Origin of the sequence: Lacticaseibacillus casei DSM 20011 = JCM 1134 = ATCC 393 (assembly GCF_000829055.1) — a bacterium.
GTDB classification, from domain to species: domain Bacteria; phylum Bacillota; class Bacilli; order Lactobacillales; family Lactobacillaceae; genus Lacticaseibacillus; species Lacticaseibacillus casei.
Window position 1 is genome coordinate 1,926,124 of the sequence record NZ_AP012544.1, and the last position, 19,371, is coordinate 1,945,494.

Here is a 19,371-nt window from a genome sequence, read left to right on the forward strand (position 1 = left end):
ATCAAATCTCCCCATAAACGAAATTGTTTTCAGCATCCTTTAACTGTGGATGATGCTGATCTTTCTCCGACATAATAAGGTGGGCGGTTGACATCGGCCACTCGATACCGATATCAGGATCGTCAAACGCAATACCTCGATCAGCTTCAGGTGCATAGTAACCTTCAACCTTGTAAACAAAGTTAACATTTGGTGTCAAGGTAATAAAACCATGTGCAAAACCCTTAGGCACCAACAATTGTCGATGATTATATTGGCTTAAAATATAACCTTCCCATTGACCATAAGTAGGTGAACCTTTGCGGATATCAACCAAAACATCCTCTACGACACCAGTTACAACGCGTACGAGTTTAGTTTGAGCGTAAGGTGCCATCTGATAATGCATCCCTCGGAGAACCCCTGCCTCCGCCGATAGGGACTGATTATCCTGATTGAAATCATTCTTGATGCCGGCTTCCACAAACTTTTCACGTGTATAGGTTTCCGTGAAGAATCCACGATTGTCGCCAAATACATCAGTTTCAACTAACTTAACATCTGTTAACTTAGTAGGTAGTGTTTTCAAAGCCATTATTTAAGTTCCTCCTTAACGAGCCGCAGCAAATACTGACCGTAATCATTTTTTTTGAGCGGCTGTGCCAGTTTCTTGAGCTGATTAAGATCTATGTATCCCATACGATAAGCAATCTCTTCAAGGCAAGCCACTTTTAAATTTTGCTGTTTTTCGATAGTTGCCACAAAACTTGAAGCATCTAGAAGCGAATCATGAGTTCCTGTATCTAACCATGCGTATCCTCTACCCATGACTTTGACATCTAATTGTCCTCGTCGAAGATATTCTTCATTAATATCTGTAATTTCTAATTCACCACGAGCTGAAGGTTTGACATTCCTTGCAATGTTCACGACATCGTTATCATAGAAATATAATCCCGTGACCGCATAATTGCTACGCGGATGCTTAGGCTTTTCAACAATTGAAATGGCATGTTGTTGGTCGTCAAATTCAACTACCCCAAAACGTTCTGGGTCAGTGACTTGATAACCGAAGACAGTAGCGCCTGATTTTTTCGCAGCAGCATCCTGTAACAATTTAGAGAGACCTGCACCGTAAAAAACATTGTCCCCAAGAACCAATGCAACGGTGTCAGTACCAATGAAGTCTGCACCTAAGATGAATGCCTCAGCAAGCCCATTAGGCTCATTCTGAACTTTGTACTGGATGTTTAACCCAAGATCGCGTCCATCACCAAAGAGCTTTTCAAATTGTGGCAAAAATTCTGGTGTTGATATAATTAAGAATTCTTTGATTCCAGACAGCATTAAAACGGAAAAAGGGTAATACACCATCGGTTTATCGTAAATAGGTACTAATTGTTTACTGGTTGCCTTAGTTATTGGATAAAGCCTAGTCCCAGACCCACCCGCTAAAATAATTCCCTTCATTAAAATATCTCCCCTTTGTGTTGCGTGATTCAAAACTCAGTGGAACACAATCAAAATCCCGAAAAATTATACAGGTAGCCTTGAAATATATTCTTCCGACAATTAATAACTCCATTCTGAATAAACTGCAAGCCGTGTGCCTAAGCCTCACCAGTTATCTAGTAACAAAGAAAGTTCGATTTTGCTGCTTTAAAATGTATAGCTTCATTAAAATCTTTCATAAAGAATGGCTTCGGTATCCCCATCAGATTAAGGAATCGAAGCCCTCTTAATCAACTTTCTAAACTAGGATTTAATTCCAAATGGTCCGTCGCTTCAAAAAATAGGCGATTTTAAAATGCGCCATCTTTTTTTATTATTGAAACAATGTTCTTAGCTAAAATAAATAGATCATAGTGAAAAGACCGATGATTCACATAATAGAGTTCCAGTTCAGCGCGTTCCGGATAGCCTATATCACTCCGCCCACTTGCTTGCCAAAGCCCCATCGCCCCAGGCTTAGCAGTGAGAAGCAGACTCACACTTTCACCATACTCGGCCAATTCCTTTTCAACAACGGGGCGCGGGCCCACCATACTCATTTCGCCCTTAAGCACATTTATAAATTGTGGAAGTTCATCAAGAGAGGACTTCCTTATGAAAGCGCCCAACTTTGTAATTCGAGGATCCTCGTTCGCTGGAATTTTATAATTATTGTCAACGTACTTAGCATAAAGCACAGGATCTTCCTTAAGTTTAGCTTCAGCACCCACAACCATACTTCGAAATTTGTATATTTTAAATTTCTTCCCGCCTTGGCCAACTCGTACCTGTTTAAAAAATAATGGTCCCTTATTTTTTCCAAAGAGGCAAAACGGAAACAGAATGAGGCTCATAACCCCAACCAAAAATAACCCGCATAAACCACAGAAAAAGTCGAATATTCTTTTTTCTGCCAGGTAAGCTGCTGAAGCGACTATTTTATTTTCTGAGATTTTGGCTGCCTCATTTGCCGATTGAATTCGTTTCTCCAAAATACATTCCTCCCCAATTAATTACGTTTTGAGCCAGCTCCTCCAAAACTTATACAACCGTTAGTTTAAATCGTCCTTAATAAATGATCAAGAGAAACAAGGTGACAACGGCTATCAAATAGAGCAGTTCTGTTCTGCTTTCTTAAAATCAGTGCTCCATTATTGTTGAGCCAAAGTACGTCATGAACAATAATTGTCTGCATACTATATTGGCACACCATGAAACCAAACCGAATTAATTGAAATTTGAACAAAAGCACTGATGACATTAGGCAAATATAGTTAACGTCGAGCGATTCTTAACATGCCAGTAGGAAGGTGAGCGAAGTCCACATATTTCTTTTATATTTCCGTTCAATTTTATTTTGAACGCGCATTTTAGAATCAAGTTAGCCACTGTCTCAAAATTTTTTGGACAATAAAAAACATCAAGAACAGATATCCTGTATCATTGAAGTTCCTACACAAACAATGGAAGAGGATATTGTCTTGATGCAGAAACAGGATAGCACACACCGCCAAAAAGGTCAGCACTTAACATCACTCGAGCGCGGAAAAGTGGCCGGATTCCGCCAAGCTGGGAAGTCCAATCGTTGGATTGCTGCTGAAATTGGCGTCTGCCCGCAGACCATTAATAATGAAATGAAGCGAGGTACAGTAGATCAGGTCAAGAAGAGTAATGGCAAGCGCGTCTACCATCGACAATACCTGCCAGAGGCTGCTCAGGCACGTTACGAGACTGCACGCTTGAGCTGTCATCGTCCTGACAAGTTCGCCAGCGTACAGGTCTTCTTAGCCTGGTACGTACAGCGAGCTAAGCAGGACAAATGGTCGCCGGATGCTTCAATCGGCTATGCCAAGCGACACAAGCTGTTTACTCCTGAAGAGCTTGTTTGTGCCTCGACTTTGTACCAGTACATTGACGACCAACGCCTAGAGATTCGAAATATCGACCTGTTGGAGAAGACTAAGCGGAAGACCTCTCACCAGCACCACACCAAGGCTAAGCGCCTGGCTGGCCGCAGTATCGAGGAACGGCCTAAGGTCGTTGAACGACGCAGGCAGTTCGGTCACTGGGAGATGGATACCATTGTCGGTAAACGCAATGGCAAGGAGAGCGTCATCTTGACTCTGATTGAGCGCAAGACCCGTTGCCAACTTCTCCGCTTGATCGAAGGACGAGATGCAGACTCTGTGAGCTATGCATTGCGTGGAATCAAGCGCGAATGGGGAGCTTGCATCAAGACCATCACAGCCGACAACGGACCCGAGTTCACCGCCTTAAATACTGCTTTTGCTGGGACGGAAACTGAGATCTTCTACGCCCATCCTTACACGTCCTGCGACCGTGGCACCAACGAGGCACATAACCGGATGATCCGCCAGGACTTCCCTAAGGGCATGTCCCTAGATGACATTAGCCCTAGTCAAGTGCAGGCCACGCAAGACCGCTTGAATCAGTTGCCTCGCAAACAACAGGGCTACTGCACACCCCAGCAAAACTTTGAGGCCGAAGCTCGGCGCGTTCGCCGCATGGCCCAGTAGTCTCTCTAGCGCCACAACTTCTATTTGATAACGGCCTGTTCTGGGATTGTCCTCAACGACTGGCTAACTTGTTCTTGCAATTTACGATTTTATTTTGAAGGAAGATAAGCCACAAATTTAATTGCACTTGAAATGATCACGTCAAAAAAAAGGCGGGGAGACATGTTTCGCCAAGATTCTTTGAGCTCGAAGAGGACTAATTTCTTTCCTTTGCCGTAGTTTGTTCCAAAGTGATCTCCGATCCACTTTTGGCTGTGGTAAAACTTTGCAATGTATCGGTAACGAAGATAAAGATCCCTGTATCCAGACAAATTATTATGGATAACTTCGGCACGTGCATTATAGTAAACATCCCAACCAGTCAAAATCAACTTTGCAGACATATACGCATCTTCCGCAAAATTAATTTCTTCCGGGAAATTACCAATGTCAAATACAGCAGAGAGCCTATATATCGAAAAAGCGTCAGATGAAAAATACGTTGACGGGCCTAATTTGGGAATATCACTTTTTTTCTTGACACGCGATTTATCTGGATAATTAAAGTAACGATCATAATATTCAGCGCTGTTCTGCCGTGTACTTCTCTGCTTGCCGTACGAAACTCCTACATTTGGCTTTGATACAATCCCTTGAATTAGACTATCAATGGATTCTTTCGTAAAAATGACATCCTGTGTAAACATTAATAGAAAATCTACCTTGTTTCGAAAATAATTTGCAGCTTTCTTGCGAACAAGGCCATGCGAAAAGTCCTTTCGCGAAATCGTTTGGTACGTAATATGTTGATTTTGTAAAGCTTTTGTTGTCCCATCAGAGGACTCTGAGTCGATAACGAATAGATTGGACAATGGTACTGAGCTCTCCTCCACAGTCGCAATTATTCTATTGATTTGACCGGCTGCATTTAAGGTTGGTACAAAAATTCCAACTCGTTGTTTGTTTTCGTTTCCCACTAGTTAACCTCCTCCAAACTTTCTTGACGCGAATCTGTCACAGGTTTTAATCCAAGCTTGTTTACAGAAAATAGATAGGAGCTCACCATGAAGTAAAGTGGACTAAAGGTGACTAAGAAACCGTTTGTTTCAGTAAATCCACTTAGCACAATTGGTAGAATTATAATTGAAAGAATTCTCTTATCACTTAAATGACCTTTCTTGGTTGAAGTAAGTATAAAGAGGCAAAATATCAGAAAAATACTAGCAACTCCGAACGTCAATAAAAACTGGATAAATGCTCCATCAAAGGCACCAAATCCAACCACTCCCATTGTCTTCTGATTAATGGTCTGCAAATTACCTAACAACTTAATCGGCATGGCTTGATAATAGTACTGCCATATCTCTGCTCGTCCAGACAAGAGATCATTAACGCGATTCCAAAAATCATCCGTTGACGAAAAGTTGCTCGCTACATAAATTGATAAGAAACTAAAAAAAGGTACAAGCCAAGCTGACATCATTAGATAAAGATTCGGTATGCGAGTTGACCTTTTTTTTGTAGTTGCAAAAATAGTATAGCCAACTAAGCAAAAAACTGCTCCTGTCTCATAACCCATTTTAATTTCAAGCCAAGTTATCAAAAGCATTAGTAAAACGCGATAGATCTCACGAACTTTCAGCACTAGTAAAGATTCAATAAATAGAACCCCTATTTCAAACGCCAAAATATTTGTATAGGTAAAGCCATAACAAAAGATCGTAAAATGGAAATCCGAAATGTCCGCGCCATAACCGGACTTTGGCAAAATAGAGAACAGGCTCAAAATAACGACGAACAAAACAGAAAATAACCGACTGAAAAAGTCATATTTGAGTATAGATTTAAAGTCCAGCCCAGTTCCAACAATTAAAGCAAGGAGTATCGGTAACATGTAAGTCAGCTTAAATAGATAAAAGTATATCAACAGAAGTGTCCCAAAAATAAGAAGAACAACTATCCTTTTAACCGTCCAGTCACTAAGAAGCGAGATTATAGCCAGAGCTACTAGCATGACGGTGAGCATTGTTGCAGTAAAATTTATGCTTTTTGAATAAAAAAGGTTCCAGCTGCTCAAGGACATAATAGATGCAAATACAAAAGCCGCATATCCAAGTAACAAGGTTTTTTGACTTAATCTTTCCATGTCGTGCATCTCTTCCTTTCGCTCTATAACACAACTATGCTCTCAAAATCGTTTTAATCCAACTACTAAGTCCGATGTTGAGAGTTCTAACAAACGTAAAACCTTCTCGCTTATAAAAATACCGCAACCAATACCAATTATTAAAACAAGCCTGCGCAAGAATTTGAGCTACAATGACTAATGTCAGATTATTTGGGAAAAATTGCAAAGAGATAAAGATTAATACAACCGATATGACTGAACTCACGACAAAAGCTTTAGCATAAGGGATTTCATTAGCAGCTGCAATATAAGTCGCATAGCCAGATTGCTGATTAAACAAGAAATAATAGGTGATCATAAGCAAGAACGTTATGCCAGAGAAAGAAAATCCTGGCCTTAAAAATCCCACAATTGGCATGACTACAAAGTATACGCCCAACGAACCGCCAAGAAAGACTGAGATATAAGCTATTTGGCAACGTCCAATGATTATTTGAAGACTCTCTTTTGCTCGTGAAACCATACGATTTTGAATAGTTGGCAAATATGCGTTATTAATAGCGACGGCCACACTAGCCACAGCATTTATCAATTGTAAAACAAGCGAGTAATGTCCTACAACCGTTAACGATACCTTCAGTGAAATGATAAGCGAACTTCCTTGTGTCGCTGCATAATTGGCAATTGAAACGAAGCCATCTTTAACTGAGTTTGGCAATACTGTGCGAATTGTATCTAGAACCGCTTTGAGTTGAACATCACTTTTGGTCTGTCGGAATATTCGCTGTACTTCTACATTTTTAAAAAAAGTAGCTTTGCAATATTGTCTAAAAATGAGTCCTTGCGCTAAAAATCCGAGGACTGCGCCTAATACCCCAATACCCATCATTAGAAGTATTCCAGAAATTGAAATCTGAGACACTTTTGAAATGACAAGAGCGACGTTGATGGATTTGATTTCATTAATCCCACGTAAAATGCTAGCGTAATAATCAAAGTATAAATTAAGAAAAAAGGACAGACACATAACAATCCACGCAGTCAAGTAATGTTCACCAGAAAAATTGGCAGTTATATGAGCTATATACAAAGATCCGACACTTAACAACAAAACAAGTGCTATTACACTCAGGACCAAGTATAAAACTTTGCAAGACTGGTAGAGAAGCCTAAATAAATTCGAGTCGACTTCTCCCCCAGTTTGCTCAGCCATTCCTTGTCGCGACAGTTTTTTAGCTCCACTCCATATATAAGCAAAATTTCTAGCAAAGGTAGGTGCAAAGCCAAAGTCAAAAAGAACTAATAAACCGTTAATGCCCAGAAAAACATACCATAGTCCTAAATCGTTGCCAGAAAGCTTCAACAGGATAAATGGGAGCATAAGGAACCCACTTGATAGTGAAAAGAAGGTCCCTATATAACTCCATAGCACAGCTTGTGTAGAAGTTCCCATTTGTTTTGGCATAAATAATTAGTCCCCCGTGATTTAACTAAGATCCCTTTTTGTTTTTTGTAGTATTGTCATCAACTCATTTGTCGATTTCTCTAGAGAAAAGTTCTTAATATCATGAAGACCCGCACTAACAAGGTCAAGGCGTTTGTTTTCATCCTTGAAAAGCTTAATAATACTATCAACAAAGGCCGCTTCATCATCAACCGGTAGCAGCAATGCATTGGTTCCATTCTTTCCGTACTCTTTAATACCATTACTTTCAGTTGCAACAAGAGCTGCACCGCATGCCATCGCTTCCATACCAGTCAACCCCCACCCTTCCTTTTTAGCAGGCATGAGGTAAATCTTAGCTCTTCCATAAATCTGATCTCTTAATTGTTCAACGTTTGCTGCTCGAAAATAATGAAAATAACTGGGCAAATCACTTGGCCTTTGAGGAACACCAAACATAAGAACTTCCAAATCAGGTATCTCTTCCTTAACCTTTTTTAGAACCTCTACTCCGAATTTTGTGTTTTTATCGGGTAATATGTGGTTAAGTATCGCTACTTGATTTTTTCGATTTGTTAATGAATGAGAGGGGTAAAACTCGGTTGTATCAATGGAATTTGGTATAACATCACTGTGCTGACCCGTTTTTTTAAAAATCAATTTTTCCAGCCAATTTGCGACCACTATTTTATGTAGTGGTAACGTATACGTTGAAAATACCCTCTTTTCACCACCTTGTATCCAATCCTCCAGCGCTTGAATGAAATAATACTTTTGACCTTGGCGAGGACTTTGATCAACAACAAATTTTGCTGTCTCAGCTGCTGTGGCGATAATACAATCGTATGACTCGCTTATTGGCCCTAATTGATGGAAATGTTCAGAGACTCTAGGATCTAATTCAAACCAGTCCAATTTAAGCCTGTTTTTGTTGAAACGTTCAACAACTTTTTTTGTAACCATCTTAAAGTCTCCCCAAATTAGGGGCGTCACTACATACCTTTCTGCCAAATTATAAACATCAACGTGCCAGCCTCGGGATACCAAAGCATTAGCATACTTATAAACCATTTGATAACCACCAACTGGATGCCTAGAGAAGGTAGGTAATATAAACGCAATTCTCATTTTAAAGAATTCTCCTTGCAGAAACACCAGTAAACAGAATGATTAAAATTTTTAAAATAGGTGTGTGTTCCCAGCACACCCTGTTTTTTAGAACCAAAGCAATTCGAGTAAAGGGATTTTTCCTCATTGCAAAGTTGGCATAAATTTTAACTCTGCTTTGCACTGAAGTAGGAAGCTCTGATATTAGCTCTTGAAGAATCGCAATATCTTCTAATCGCTTTTGCAGAGATGATAGCCGTTTTAAAACGTTGATTTCTTGCCAAATCGTTCGCTTTGCACCAATCTGATTGCTCCCATGTTGCCGGTACCGAACTAAAGGTTTCGGCAAAAAAGCCAAGTTATTAAATGAACTTGTAAGTAAGGCAAGAAATGAATCATGCATTGTAACTTTCAGAAACTCCGATTTTGGCAATTGAAGTACTAGGTCTCTCGCTGCTCGATTAATCGAAAAAGCTGCACCAGTCACTCTTGGATTCAGAATTAGAAAAGAAAGATCTCGCTCTTCATCCGAACCCCATCCATTCGCGCTCATCATTGTTTTCCCCAAAGTGTGGTTTTGACCATCAACAAGTAAAAGATCCGAATATACGCCGCCAGGTTCCGTTTGCTTTAATTTTTTCCATGCCGACTGCATTTGAATCACCTTATCAGGTGCCCAAACATCATCTTGATCTGAAAAGTAATAAATATCCGCTTCAACTTGGTGTAAAAGCGAATAAATAGCACTCTTAATACCTTGATATTTTGGATCTTTTGGAATGATTCGAATGTCATCACCATATTTGCTTAAAATCTTGCCTGTGCCATCCTGTGAACCATCATCATAAACAAAAACTTGGTAATCGTAATTAGTGATGCCTTTTTGCTTAAGAATGCTATCAAGTTGCTGTTCGATAAACCTCTCACCATTGTATGTCGCAACCAATACAGCGATTCTTAACTTCCTGCTTTGTTTCATTACGAAGGTCACCCCAAAACCCAATTTTGTCAAAGTAATTCATATTTCTAAACTCATTCCAAACCACGCAAATAAGACCTATGTTTTTAAATGTTAACTAACTTAACTTTCCTTAAGGTTTAAAAATCAGATTAGCTATTGTCGTTTTCGTACCCGTAGCCATAACCATACCCATAACCACGATCACCATGCTTAGTTCTAACGCGTTCAACACAACCGAGAATTTTTGCCTTGGCAAGCTTTAAGACTTCAACTGTACGTTTTAAATCCCCTTTTGTGGTCTTTCCAATATTAGCAACTATAACCACCCCGTCGGTTCTTGGTACTAAAACTTGTACATCTGAAACCGCTAAAATTGGTGGAGCATCTAAGACAATGATATCGTACGCATCTCTAGCCCATTTTAAGATACCTCCCATTTTTCCAGAGTTTAACAGCTCGGAAGGATTTGGTGGTATAGGTCCTGAAGTTAGAACATCCAGGTTCTCAACGAATGTATCCTCAACCACATCCTCCGGGGCAGCTTTCCCCGTTAATATAGTCGTAACCCCATCAAGATTCAGCTTTCTAAACGTCGCATGTACGGTCGGACGACGTAAATCCGCATCTATTAACAACACTTTCTTCCCAGACTGTGCCCACGTCACAGCTACATTAGCAGATACTGTCGATTTACCTTCCAACATTGCTGAAGATGTAAACATTACAATCTGACAACGATTTAAGGCAGCTCCTGCAAATTCAATGTTGGTGCGGACAGTCCGAAATTGTTCCGAAACAACATGCTTTGGTTCGGCAAATGTTACCAACATCACACCATTTTTTTGAGTCTCATGATCTTCTCGATGAGGATGTAAAACATTTTTTAACGACCAGTTCATCTTTTCTTCTTCCCCCTTAGATTCGACGTCGACTACGTTGTGGAAAACTAGAAGAGCTCAGGCCCTCCGGTTCTGGATCATCTCTGTGACTTTGTTTTACATCCTCAATAGCTTGCCCCATATCTTTCATATGCCGAACATAATTGACAACGCCCAAATTAACTAATCCCAATTCATCAGTAATGAAATCGACATTTTTAATTGTTCTATCTGTCAACTCACGAATCAGTCCCCAAGCAAATGCAATAAGAACTCCTAAAAACAAGCCTACTAATGCAAAAATCTTTAATCGCGGCGAGACTGGATTAGAGTTAGCTGTCGCTTTTGAAACAACTGACACATTTGAAATGGTCATGATAGTGGCAATCTTTTTTTCGAACACCTTTGCAATTTCGTTAGCTATGTCTCGTGCCCTAACAGGATTTGCATCTCTCACACTCACAGTGAATACTTGTGAGTTTTGTTGGGTGGAAACCGAAACCATCTTTGCGAGATCATCTGCAGAAATGTTCGAATAACGAGCTGGTTCCAATTTATATTTGGCAGGTTGAGCTTTTTTTGTAACATATTGTTCTCTTAAACCTGTTGTGGCATTATATCGCGTACCATAAACTGCCTTCGTTGGTTTTTTTACCATAACCTTGCGAGGACTTGTTAAATCATCAGCAACAGCTTGTAGAACTACCGGACGTGTCAGAATATCCTTATAAGTATTGATTAGCTGGATATCAGCCTGTTGGGCATTCAATTGCATATTCGGATCATTATCTTGTTTGCGATTAACAAGCAAAGACGTATCTGATTCATATTTAGGCGCAATAAATGTCTGTGCTCCAAAATATGCAACTGCCATTCCAATAATCCCAAAGATGATCATTGGGATAAAGCTGCGTTTAAAAACGTTCCACAGTTGTGAAAAGTCAAATTGTTTGTTCATGAACTTCTTCCCCACCTAATTCAAAAATAGTTACCTTAATCAAAAAAAGACTGCCCACAGCGCAGCCACTTCTTTTCAAAGTTTTTAAAACTCCACTCCAAAGAATAATACCCTAGCATGGTCACTAAAGTCTACCCAATTTTTAGAGTAAGAAATCGTCTTGAAAATTTGTCTGTAAAAGGGCATGCCTTGAATAGACACAACTTTTAGCCCTGTGACAACATATAGTCGATTTTATTACAATCTCTTTACAATTTCCCCCAAACCCGTCAGAATGACCCTAACTTGTAACCAGACTCATCTGGATTTTAGTTTAAAATAAAAGCAACCTAACTTTTGGGGGCTTACTGATCATGAAAAAACATACGCTGCGTTTGCGGGACTGGATATTGTGTATCGCGTTAGGTTTGTTGATTGCCGGCGTTGGCGGCTTCTTTTATTTCCGCCATTACCAGTCCGAGCAGGCAATCGCTGTTAACCAGCAGACGCGTCAACGCATTCAAAACGATTCCAAAGCTAAAGTTAAAAAAGAAAAAGTGCTGAATCAGTACCGGCTTTTCGGGCTAACCGATAGCGATATCACGGCGGCTAAGGACTTACCTGTGACAGCCATTGGCGACTCGGTCATGCTAGGTAGTTCGGCTTACCTCAAGGTGTTGTTTCCAAAGATGTCGATTGATGCCGAAGTTGGCCGGCAAGTGCAGGCAGCGCCCGCGATTATCAGTCAGCTTAAGTCGGAAGGCAAGTTGGACGATACCGTCGTGATTAGCCTTGGTACGAATGGCCCGATGACGGAATCCGATATTAATGGCATTCTGGATCAGCTAGGCAGCAATCGCCAGGTCTTTTGGGTGACGGCGTATGCGCCGGGTAAAGCGTGGATTGATCCCGTGAATAAGTTGATTCATTCGGCGGCTAAGTCGCATAGCAATCTGCATGTGATTGACTGGTATTATCTGGCTGGCGGCAATGATGACTGGTTTGCCAATGATGGGGTTCACCCTAACGATGCCGGGCGTGTGCATTATTACACGTTGATCGCCAAGGATGTCATGCAGACGCTTAAGAAGTAGCGTGCCATCTGTTCTTGCCTACAGGCGTGTTTCACATAAGCCTCAATTTTAAAAATAACACCGAGATGACGGAAATCTTCTCGGTGTTATTTTTGATTGATTCTTAAATTTTGCTGGCGATCAGTGTGATCTTTTTGCTTCACATCGCTAGCCAGCTGTTTTCTGCTTAGTTTATTTGTCCAAATCCACATACCGTGTCAGCACCATCATCACAACGCCGCCGACTGCCATTGACACAGCCTCTCCCAAGGCAATGGTGGCGTAGGAGGCCCAGAATGGTACTCTGCTCATGATTGTGAGCTCGCCGGCAACTGTGAACATCGAAAAGGCGAAGAGGACGCCCATGATAGCGAATTTAGCCCATTTTTGATGGACAAATTTAGCTGCCCAGCGACTGATGACGATGAAGACGAGGGTGCCTAGTGTGCCGACTGGTACGTCGAGTAGTGCGGTTGGCGAGGCTAAATTGGCCAAAAAAACACCCAACGTAACCGCCCAGACGTACCGGCGATTGAAGAGCGCCGTGTAGTTGAGCATCTCGGAGAACCGGACCTGGACGACACCGAAGCTTAGCGGGCTGAGCATCAGGGTCATGACCACATAGATAGCGGCGACAATCGCGGTTTTGGTGAGACTGACGATTGAACGATGGGACATTGATGTTGTTTGCATATTGTTCTCCTTTGTGGCTTTGCCAGTAATAACGACGATCAAAGGAAATAAGTATCGTCGTGGAAGCGGTGTGCGCTTCCGATTCAATTAACATCATCTTAACAATGTTTCAAGTTTACTTTTCTAACCAACCGCCGTCAATAGGAATGACGGTGCCGTGAATGTAATCGGCGGCATCGCTGGCTAGGAAAAGGGATACCTGGGCGACTTCTTCTGGTTTGGCCCAGCGCTTGGCTGGCGTCTCCTCAGCTACCCACGTGGCCATTTTGCCATCACCGGCGAAGTCAGCGGCGTTCATGGGGGTATTGATGGCGCCTGGCGCTAAGGCATTGGCGCGAATGCCTCTTGCAGCGTAGTCGAGGTCTAACTGCTTGGTGAGCCCGATAACGGCGTGCTTGGCGGCTGTGTAGGCCACGCCTCCGCCGCCACCGACCAGTCCGGCGATGGAGCTCATGTTGATAAAAATGCCGTGGCCGCGCTTGAGCATTCCTGGTAACAGTGCCTTGATCATCAGGAACTGGCTGGTGAGATCAACATCAAGAATGTGCTGCCAGGTTGCCAGATCAGTGGCGGCGACGTCTTGATAACCATCCAGAATGCCCGCCGTGTTGCAGACAATGTCGGGCGCATAGTCACGAACGATGTTTTCTGCTGTCGCGGCCTTACTGACATCTGCCTGAATGGTGACGGCTAGCCCAGTCATCGGCTGAAGATCGACGCCAATAACCCGTGCACCAGCTGCTGTAAACGCCGCTGCCTGAGCCGCGCCGATTCCCGATGCCGCACCAGTCACAACAACCGTTTTGCCGCTAAAATCGAATGCTATCATGCGTCAACAAGTTGCCAATCTTCAGCGAGAATGTCACAGTCAGTCGGTGACCACAAGCTGAACGCTTCATCCGCGGTTTTGATCAGAAAATACGGATTTAACGTGTCACCTTCAAATTTGCCTTCCGGAACTAGCTGAACATACAACTCGGTGCCTTCCCAGCCAGTCCGAACGGCTTTCTTGCCTTTTTTCAGTGATGGTAAAACTGCTTCGAATGTCATGAAGTTATTTCCTCCTTTTTACTTGGCAGGCAGCCCACAGCCCATGTGTGGCTTAGCTAGCTACCTTGGATGTGAATTCAGTGCACTAAGTATACGCGATTTTTTGATTAGCGAACAGCCCCGAGCACAAAATGCCTGATTGGGGGAACGGCCATCAAGAGCGCTCATCCTTTTGACACTACCTGCACGCTGCCAATCAACAACAAAGAAAATCGGTGCTAGCAACAATTGCCGCTAGCACCGATTTTCTAATTACCCAGCCACTTAACCGCAACTGGCGTATTTTCAACCTATGACCGCACTCAAAGATTAATCACCTGCATGAGTACCTCGGAAACGCGTGCTCGCTCGGTTTCCGGCAAGCCAGTCAAGTACTTCACCAACGCTAACGTATTGATGTCGCTCATTTCCGGTGCGATGAAGAAATCACCGACTTCCATGTCTAAGGCTTGTGCAATGTCAGTCAACTTCTTAACGCTGATGTTGTTGACATCACCGCGTTCCATACGGGATATCAGACTTACTGAGACCCCCGAACGCTCGGCCAGCTTTTCAATCGTCAGGTTCAAACTGCGGCGTTGTTGATGTACTAATTTTCCGATATTATCTAACATCATGTCCCCCACCTTTAATGTACGGCGTTATGCTTTAACATTAAATGAAACGAGCGACCATCAAAAGATTTTCGTAAATTGCAAGAACAAGTTAGCCAGTCGTTGAGGACAATCCCAGAACAGGCCGTTATCAAATAGAAGTTGTGGCGCTAGAGAGACTACTGGGCCATGCGGCGAACGCGCCGAGCTTCGGCCTCAAAGTTTTGCTGGGGTGTGCAGTAGCCCTGTTGTTTGCGAGGCAACTGATTCCAAGCGGTCTTGCGTGGCCTGCACTTGACTAGGGCTAATGTCATCTAGGGACATGCCCTTAGGGAAGTCCTGGCGAATCATCCGGTTATGTGCCTCGTTGGTGCCACGGTCGCAGGACGTGTAAGGATGGGCGTAGAAGATCTCAGTTTCCGTCCCAGCAAAAGCAGTATTTAAGGCGGTGAACTCGGGTCCGTTGTCGGCTGTGATGGTCTTGATGCAAGCTCCCCATTCGCGCTTGATTCCACGCAATGCATAGCTCACAGAGTCTGCATCTCGTCCTTCGATCAAGCGGAGAAGTTGGCAACGGGTCTTGCGCTCAATCAGAGTCAAGATGACGCTCTCCTTGCCATTGCGTTTACCGACAATGGTATCCATCTCCCAGTGACCGAACTGCCTGCGTCGTTCAACGACCTTAGGCCGTTCCTCGATACTGCGGCCAGCCAGGCGCTTAGCCTTGGTGTGGTGCTGGTGAGAGGTCTTCCGCTTAGTCTTCTCCAACAGGTCGATATTTCGAATCTCTAGGCGTTGGTCGTCAATGTACTGGTACAAAGTCGAGGCACAAACAAGCTCTTCAGGAGTAAACAGCTTGTGTCGCTTGGCATAGCCGATTGAAGCATCCGGCGACCATTTGTCCTGCTTAGCTCGCTGTACGTACCAGGCTAAGAAGACCTGTACGCTGGCGAACTTGTCAGGACGATGACAGCTCAAGCGTGCAGTCTCGTAACGTGCCTGAGCAGCCTCTGGCAGGTATTGTCGATGGTAGACGCGCTTGCCATTACTCTTCTTGACCTGATCTACTGTACCTCGCTTGATTTCATTATTAATGGTCTGCGGGCAGACGCCAATTTCAGCAGCAATCCAACGATTGGACTTCCCAGCTTGGCGGAATCCGGCCACTTTTCCGCGCTCGAGTGATGTTAAGTGCTGACCTTTTTGGCGGTGTGTGCTATCCTGTTTCTGCATCAAGACAATATCCTCTTCCATTGTTTGTGTAGGAACTTCAATGATACAGGATATCTGTTCTTGATGTTTTTTATTGTCCAAAAAATTTTGAGACAGTGGCTAACTTGATTCTAAAATGCGCGATCAAAAGATTTTATATTATTATTTAATAATCTAAAGACGGCCTATTCTCACACAACGCTGGTGTACGAACCCCACATTAACGCGCCAATACATCTCCACTACTATTGTAAGCGCTCACGTGGGGGAAGCGCCAAATATTGGCTTAATAAGCGGGAAAAAAGAGCACATTCCGGCGGGGACAAATGGTTAACTGATCCTTCGTGTTCTATAACGCGCTCGGGACAAATGCCCACAAGGTGCCGCGGGTAAATTCTTCGCCGTCATCAGTATCGATTTCGCTGATACTATTATTCGGCGGCATGGCCATTTTATCGCGGGCATTGTTGAGGTCTGCGCCAAGATAAGTGCTCAGCAGAAGCATCCCTAGCAAGCCGTGGGCAACCACAAGCACCTTGCCATCCGGATGTTGATCATAAATTCGCGCGATCACACGCCGCCCGCGAGTCAACGCATGCTCAAACGACTCAGCGCCGATTCGTTTATAATCAAATGCCTGCAGGTTATGATAATAATTATCGATTTGGGGATCATCTTGGACCTTTGCCAAGGGGCGACCATCCCACTGACCCAAATCGACTTCACGTAAATCTTCTTCGGTGATGATCGCCGGTCGCGCCACCTTGCTTTGAGCCACAATCAACTTTGCGGTGGTTTGTGCCCGCGGCATTGGACTCGCATAGATGCCAGCAAAACCGGTTGTTTCAAAAAATCGTCCCACTGCCTTCGCCCCAGCGCGGCCAGACGGCGTTAGCGGTGTGTCAGTACGCCCACCGTTAAAGCGGCGTGCCAGATTCGTCTCGGTCTGTCCAAGCCGCACAAAATAAAACTTGGTCATTCCTTGCACACTTCCTTTGAGGATAGTGTAGCAGACCAGCGACCAGAAAGCGCCATCTTGAAGTCAAAATTCGATTCAGCCTTGGCAATATTTAGCGAATGTTAACAAGTTTCGGATTGATGCATCACAAGTTCACACAGTTGCAGAAGTCCTTGCTACAAGCGCTTTCATTCACAATCACGCCAAAAAGCCGGCAACACTTTTACGTGCTCCCGACTTTTATAAATCAAACGCTACTTTAATAAGACTTGCCACAAATGTTACTGGAGCAAGCGAATCTTCATTGTTAGTCCGCAGCTGTCCCAGCTGGCGTCTTATGATCCTCTTCAGCCTCAGCCTTATACGCTGCTACCTCATCGTCAGCAGCAAAAATGTAGTGATCAGGATAAACCTCGACCATTTTACGTTGCTTGTTGTCGCCTTCGACTTTGCTGGCATCGTAAGGGATCGGGATGCGCTTCCGCTCGACATCTGGATCAGGGACAGGAATGGCGGACAGCAGACTCTTCGTGTACGGATGCAGCGGATGGAAATAAACTTCGTCCGCACTGGCCAATTCGACTAGGCGGCCATAGTGCATGACCGCAATTCGATCGGAAATATACTTCACCATCGACAGATCATGGGCAATGAACAGATAGGTCAGCCCTTGGCGATCCTGAATGTCCTTCAGCAAATTAACCACCTGAGCCTGAATGGACACGTCCAGCGCACTGATCGGTTCGTCCGCGATAATAAACTTAGGCTGCACCGCAAGCGCCCGGGCAATCCCGATCCGCTGGCGTTGACCGCCGGAGAATTCATGGGGATAACGGGTCGCATGGTCGGCGTTCAAGCCAACTTCTTCTAGCAACTGTTCGACTTGGTGATCCAGATCCGCCTTGTCCTTGGCGAGATGGTGGATATCGATACCTTCCGCGATGATGTCTTTGACTTTCATCCGCGGGTTCAACGATGCATACGGATCCTGGAAAATCATCTGCGTATCGCGACGGAAAGCCAGCATCTGCTTGGAACCATTTTTGAGCTTGGCGATGTCCTGACCGTTGTACAGAATCTCGCCACTCGTTGGGTCATACAGTCGAATGATGGCGCGACCTGTCGTGGTTTTCCCGGAACCGGATTCGCCAACAAGGCCAAGGGTTTCTCCTTCGTAGATATCAAACGAAATATCCTGAATCGCTTTAACTTCGTCTTTCTTGCCGGCGTTAAACGTCTGAACCAGATGCTTAACGGAAACAAGGACTTTTTTCTTATCGTCGGCCATGTCAGTTCACCACCTTTTCGTTTGGATGCTTACTTGCCCACAGCGCATGCCGCCGCGCGATTTCCGGTGGCAGCTCCACTTTCGGCGCACCCGGCGCTAATAGCCAGGTCGCGGCTGAATGCGTTGGCGAGATCTTGAAGAAAGGCGGTTCCTGTTCAAGATCAATCGCCATCGCATACGGATTACGTGGAGCAAACGCGTCTCCTTTTGGTGGATCAAGCAAATCCGGTGGTGTGCCAGGGATCGCGTATAGCCGATCGCTCTTCGTCTCCAGTGTCGGCATCGCTTCCAGCAGGCCCCAAGTATACGGATGCTGGGCATTATAAAAGATTTCGTCAACGGTGCCGTATTCGACAATTTTACCAGCATACATAACCGCCACGCGATCAGCGATCCCGGCAACAACACCGAGGTCATGGGTGATGAAAATGATCGACGTATCGATTTTGGATTGGATTTCTTTTAACAGATGGATGATCTGTGCCTGAATCGTCACGTCCAGCGCCGTTGTCGGTTCATCGGCTAACAGGATTTGCGGGTGATTGATGATCGCAATCGCAATAACGATCCGTTGGCGTTGGCCGCCGGAGAATTGATGCGGGTAATCTTTCAATCGGCCACCTGCGTCCTTGATGCCGACCAGTTCCAGCACGCGTTCGGCTTCTTTCAAAGCGTCGGATTCACTAATCTTGTTGTGCAGCATTAACGGCTCGGCCACCTGTTTGCCGATCGTCATGGTCGGATCCAACGATGTCATCGGATCCTGGAAAATCATGGCAACATCATTGCCGCGCATGGCATTCAGCTGTTTCTCGGACTTTTTGAGAATATCGACGCCATCAAAGAGCACTTCGCCATGGGTGATCTTGGCATTGGGCGCCAACAACCCCATCACGGTACGCACGGTAACGGATTTCCCGGAACCGGACTCGCCAACAATCGCCAGCGTCTCGCCTTTGTTAAGGTCAAAACTGACATCCCGAATCGCGTGCACCGGTCCGGCATAAGTGGCAAAGTCGATTTCCAAATCTTTAACTTCCAGAATTTTAGTCATTTTGCCACC

General features: G+C 44.1%; 19 protein-coding genes, 1 pseudogene and 1 riboswitch. Of the genes and pseudogenes, 2 read left to right on the forward strand and 18 right to left on the reverse strand.

The annotated features are described in order from the left end of the window. Position 1: 1 nt before the first annotated feature. The 3 genes from rfbC to LBCZ_RS09440 form a co-directional block, all read right to left on the reverse strand. Entirely contained in the window at positions 2-574 is a 573-nt protein-coding gene (gene rfbC, locus LBCZ_RS09430) for a dTDP-4-dehydrorhamnose 3,5-epimerase (protein ID WP_025012898.1), read from the reverse strand. Continuing rightward, the gene (gene rfbA / locus LBCZ_RS09435) at positions 574-1,449 is read right to left on the reverse strand and encodes a glucose-1-phosphate thymidylyltransferase RfbA (RefSeq protein ID WP_025012899.1); all 876 of its coding nucleotides are present in this window, start codon (positions 1,447-1,449) and stop codon (positions 574-576) included. Before rfbA ends, rfbC begins: the two co-directional genes overlap by 1 nt. Before the next feature lie 332 nt (positions 1,450-1,781). Next, complete coding sequence (locus LBCZ_RS09440) at positions 1,782-2,462, reverse strand: sugar transferase (RefSeq protein WP_025012900.1); 681 nt, start codon at positions 2,460-2,462, stop codon at positions 1,782-1,784. A 492-nt stretch (positions 2,463-2,954) separates the two neighbouring features. Here LBCZ_RS09440 and LBCZ_RS09445 point away from each other — a divergent pair, with 492 nt between their 5' ends. Further along, positions 2,955-4,007, forward strand: a complete 1,053-nt coding sequence (locus LBCZ_RS09445; protein WP_039639232.1) for an IS30 family transposase — start codon at positions 2,955-2,957, stop codon at positions 4,005-4,007. A gap of 89 nt (positions 4,008-4,096) precedes the next feature. Here the strand turns inward: LBCZ_RS09445 and LBCZ_RS09450 are convergent, their stop codons facing one another. The 7 genes from LBCZ_RS09450 to LBCZ_RS09480 all read right to left on the reverse strand — a co-directional run bounded on the left by LBCZ_RS09450 (position 4,097) and on the right by LBCZ_RS09480 (position 11,462). Next, complete coding sequence (locus LBCZ_RS09450) at positions 4,097-4,963, reverse strand: glycosyltransferase (RefSeq protein ID WP_039639234.1); 867 nt, start codon at positions 4,961-4,963, stop codon at positions 4,097-4,099. Next, the gene (locus LBCZ_RS09455; RefSeq protein ID WP_039639236.1) at positions 4,963-6,132 is read right to left on the reverse strand and encodes a hypothetical protein; all 1,170 of its coding nucleotides are present in this window, start codon (positions 6,130-6,132) and stop codon (positions 4,963-4,965) included. Before LBCZ_RS09455 ends, LBCZ_RS09450 begins: the two co-directional genes overlap by 1 nt. A gap of 34 nt (positions 6,133-6,166) precedes the next feature. Next, on the reverse strand, positions 6,167-7,579 hold the full coding sequence (gene wzx / locus LBCZ_RS09460; RefSeq protein WP_025013748.1) for an O-unit flippase-like protein: 1,413 nt from the start codon (positions 7,577-7,579) through the stop codon (positions 6,167-6,169). Between the two features lie 21 nt (positions 7,580-7,600). Continuing rightward, positions 7,601-8,686, reverse strand: a complete 1,086-nt coding sequence (locus LBCZ_RS09465; protein WP_025013749.1) for a glycosyltransferase family 4 protein — start codon at positions 8,684-8,686, stop codon at positions 7,601-7,603. Position 8,687: 1 nt separating this feature from the next. Further along, the gene (locus LBCZ_RS09470; RefSeq protein WP_025013750.1) at positions 8,688-9,644 is read right to left on the reverse strand and encodes a glycosyltransferase family 2 protein; all 957 of its coding nucleotides are present in this window, start codon (positions 9,642-9,644) and stop codon (positions 8,688-8,690) included. A gap of 131 nt (positions 9,645-9,775) precedes the next feature. Continuing rightward, a complete protein-coding gene (locus tag LBCZ_RS09475) occupies positions 9,776-10,525 on the reverse strand; it encodes a CpsD/CapB family tyrosine-protein kinase (protein WP_025013751.1) in 750 nt (249 codons plus the stop codon). A gap of 16 nt (positions 10,526-10,541) precedes the next feature. Continuing rightward, positions 10,542-11,462, reverse strand: coding sequence for a YveK family protein (locus LBCZ_RS09480; protein WP_025013752.1), 921 nt, complete (start codon positions 11,460-11,462; stop codon positions 10,542-10,544). Between the two features lie 353 nt (positions 11,463-11,815). Here LBCZ_RS09480 and LBCZ_RS09485 point away from each other — a divergent pair, with 353 nt between their 5' ends. Beyond that, a complete protein-coding gene (locus tag LBCZ_RS09485) occupies positions 11,816-12,535 on the forward strand; it encodes an acyltransferase (protein ID WP_039639239.1) in 720 nt (239 codons plus the stop codon). Between the two features lie 171 nt (positions 12,536-12,706). On the opposite strand, the gene LBCZ_RS09490 is transcribed toward LBCZ_RS09485, so the two are convergent. The 8 genes and pseudogenes from LBCZ_RS09490 to LBCZ_RS09525 form a co-directional block, all read right to left on the reverse strand. After that, positions 12,707-13,207: a QueT transporter family protein gene (locus LBCZ_RS09490; RefSeq protein WP_010491614.1), complete on the reverse strand. Its 501-nt coding sequence runs from the start codon at positions 13,205-13,207 to the stop codon at positions 12,707-12,709. Continuing rightward, positions 13,205-13,303, reverse strand: a riboswitch (PreQ1 riboswitch). It overlaps the preceding gene by 3 nt. A 19-nt stretch (positions 13,304-13,322) precedes the next feature. Next, a complete protein-coding gene (locus tag LBCZ_RS09495) occupies positions 13,323-14,036 on the reverse strand; it encodes a 3-oxoacyl-ACP reductase (RefSeq protein WP_025013753.1) in 714 nt (237 codons plus the stop codon). After that, complete coding sequence (locus LBCZ_RS09500) at positions 14,033-14,257, reverse strand: DUF2829 domain-containing protein (RefSeq protein ID WP_025013754.1); 225 nt, start codon at positions 14,255-14,257, stop codon at positions 14,033-14,035. Before LBCZ_RS09500 ends, LBCZ_RS09495 begins: the two co-directional genes overlap by 4 nt. A gap of 302 nt (positions 14,258-14,559) precedes the next feature. After that, positions 14,560-14,871, reverse strand: a complete 312-nt coding sequence (locus LBCZ_RS09505; protein WP_010491620.1) for a helix-turn-helix domain-containing protein — start codon at positions 14,869-14,871, stop codon at positions 14,560-14,562. Positions 14,872-15,029: 158 nt separating this feature from the next. Beyond that, positions 15,030-16,083, reverse strand: a pseudogene (locus LBCZ_RS09510) (IS30 family transposase). Between the two features lie 328 nt (positions 16,084-16,411). Further along, positions 16,412-17,041, reverse strand: coding sequence for a histidine phosphatase family protein (locus tag LBCZ_RS09515; protein ID WP_025012997.1), 630 nt, complete (start codon positions 17,039-17,041; stop codon positions 16,412-16,414). Between the two features lie 286 nt (positions 17,042-17,327). After that, positions 17,328-18,308 carry an ABC transporter ATP-binding protein gene (locus LBCZ_RS09520; protein ID WP_025012998.1) on the reverse strand — a complete coding sequence of 327 codons (981 nt, stop codon included), beginning with the start codon at positions 18,306-18,308 and terminating at the stop codon, positions 17,328-17,330. A gap of 1 nt (position 18,309) precedes the next feature. Then, positions 18,310-19,362 (reverse strand): ABC transporter ATP-binding protein, encoded by a 1,053-nt coding sequence (locus tag LBCZ_RS09525; RefSeq protein ID WP_010491625.1) that lies wholly within the window; start codon positions 19,360-19,362, stop codon positions 18,310-18,312. Positions 19,363-19,371: the final 9 nt, after the last annotated feature.